At 73.8% G+C, this 2,308-nt stretch carries 2 protein-coding genes; one reads left to right on the forward strand and one right to left on the reverse strand.

Annotated elements, in window-relative coordinates; genetic code table 11:
* Nucleotides 1-249: 249 nt before the first annotated feature.
* Complete coding sequence (locus AOK03_RS34560) at nt 250-825, forward strand: TetR/AcrR family transcriptional regulator (protein WP_055569339.1); 576 nt, start codon at nt 250-252, stop codon at nt 823-825.
* Nucleotides 826-878: 53 nt separating this feature from the next.
* Here the strand turns inward: AOK03_RS34560 and AOK03_RS34565 are convergent.
* Nucleotides 879-2,308 (reverse strand): response regulator (locus tag AOK03_RS34565; RefSeq protein WP_055569340.1); only part of this gene is annotated, 1,430 nt, incomplete at its 5' end.

The raw sequence follows: 2,308 nt of genomic DNA on the forward strand, positions 1-2,308 counted from the left end.
GGACGGGGCGGGGGGTGGCGGTCCCGGCCGCCGGTCCGGCGGGCACGGGCGTCGTGGGTGCTGCCGTCTTGGATGAGGGCATGGGCAGGGGACTCCTTCGGCGTACTGGTGAAGCCAAGGCCATCCGGTCGGCGCGGTCGACATCGAGGCAACCAACTGGTTGGTTGGAAAAAGTCTGCGCCCGTCCGGGTCGCCCTGTCAAGCAACCAACCAGTTGGTTACCCGAACGGGTTCGCCTACCCTGGGCCCATGGCAGTCAGAGACCCCGAGGCCACCAAGGCGCGGATCTTCGAGGCGGCGGTCGCCGAGTTCGCCCGGTACGGCATCGCGGGCGCCCGCATCGACCGCATCGCGAGCGAGGCGAAGGCCAACAAGCAGCTCATCTACGCCTATTTCGGCAACAAGGCGGAGCTGTTCACCCAGGTCCTGGAGAAGCGCATGCTGGAGATGGCCGTCGCCAATCCGGTCGACGCGGACGACATGGACGGCTGGATGGACCGGCTGATGGACTACCACGCCGCCCATCCCGAGCTGCTGCGCCTGCTGTTCTGGGAGGGCATCGAGTACGGCACGGACGAGCTCCCCGACGAGCGGGAGCGCCGCGACCACTACGACCGCAAGGTCGCTGTGCTCGCCGACGCGCAGGCCCGCGGCGTCATCAGCGACGAGATCCCCGCGCCCCATCTGCTCTTCATGGTGGTCGCGCTGGCCGGCTGGTCCACGGCCGTGCCGCAGATGCGGCGGATCCTCGTCGGCGACCAGGACGCCGACCGCGAGCGGCTGCGCGCCTCCATCAAGGCGGCGGTCCGGCGCATCACGGCCTGAGGCGCCCCCCGACTGGCCCTAGTCGGTGCCGATCTTCGCCGACCCGGCAGGTCCTAGTTCGTGCCGATCTTCGCCAGCAGGTCCACGATCCGGCCCTGCACCTCTCCACTGGTGGAGCGCTCCGCCAGGAACAGGACGGTCTCGCCCGCGGCGAGCTTCGGCAGCTCCGTCTCGTCGACGGCCGCGGTGTAGACGACCAGCGGCGTGCGGTTCAACTGGCCGTTCGCGCGCAGCCAGTCGACGATCCCGGCCCTGCGGCGGCGTACCTGCAGCAGGTCCATCACCACGAGGTTCGGCCGCATCTGCGCCGCGAGCGTCACCGCGTCGGCGTCGCTCTCGGCCCGCGCGACCTGCATGCCGCGCCGCTCCAGCGTGGCCGTCAGGGCGAGCGCGATCTCCTCGTGCTCCTCGATGAGCAGGACGCGCGAAGGGTGCTGCTCGCTGTCGCGCGGCGCCAGGGCCTTCAGGAGTACGGCGGGATCGGCGCCGTACGCCGCCTCGCGCGTCGCCTGGCCGAGCCCCGCCGTCACGAGCACGGGCACCTCCGCCGCCACGGCCGCCTGGCGCAGCGACTGCAGCGCCGTACGCGTGATCGGCCCGGTCAGCGGGTCCACGAACAGCGCCGCGGGGAACGCCGCGATCTGCGCGTCGACCTCCTCGCGCGAGTGCACGATCACCGGCCGGTAGCCGCGGTCGCTGAGCGCCTGCTGCGTGGTGACGTCCGGCGCGGGCCACACCAGGAGACGGCGCGGGTTGTCCAGCGGCTCGGGCGGCAGTTCGTCGTCCATCGGCTGGGGCTGCGGCCGGTTCGCGACCTCCACGGCGCCGCCGGGCCCGTCGAGCGGCTCCGGGCCCTCGTCGGCGTCCTCGTCCGGCGCGCCGATCGCGTACGAACGGCCCGCGCCCTCGGTGACCGACGCGATGCGGGACTGGGGGTGCGCCGGAGTGTGCGGCTGGGGCTGCGGATGCGGGCGCGCCGAGGTCTCGGGACGCTCGTCGGCCGCGGGGTCGGGCGGCGTGGACAGCCTGCGCCGACGCCCGGAGCCACCGAGCGTCTGGGACTGGGACTGGGACTGGGACTGGGCCTGCGGTTGCGGCTGCGCCTGCGCGGCGGCGGAGCCCTCCGGCGTCGGCATCGGGCCCGCCGTGGGAGTCGCGGGGGCCGCAGGGGCCCCGGCAGCCGATGTCGCCTGCTGCTGCGGACCGGCCTCCCCGGGCTGTGGAGCCGACGGTGCCTGCGGAGGCTGCGGCGACTGGGGGATCCGGGCGTTCCGCGGCGGTTGTTGCTGCTGCTGTCGGCCCTGACCCGGTACGGCGGTGCCGCCCTGCGCACCGGCCTGCTGCTCGGAGATCTGCTGGCCGAACGGCACGCCCTGCCCGAGCGTGCGCACGCTGATCGCGCGCCCCTGCGTCGAATTGGGGTCGCCGGGCGCGGCCTCGGCGGGCAGCGGCTGGGCCGCCCGTGCCTGCGCACCGCGCTCGG

It is taken from the genome of Streptomyces atriruber (assembly GCF_001418325.1).
Lineage (GTDB): Bacteria > Actinomycetota > Actinomycetes > Streptomycetales > Streptomycetaceae > Streptomyces > Streptomyces atriruber.

What these genes read in the sequence shown, in the direction of transcription:
- AOK03_RS34560 (WP_055569339.1), top strand. Translation starts at nt 250, where the DNA reads ATGGCAGTCAGAGACCCCGAGGCCACCAAGGCGCGGATCTTCGAGGCG.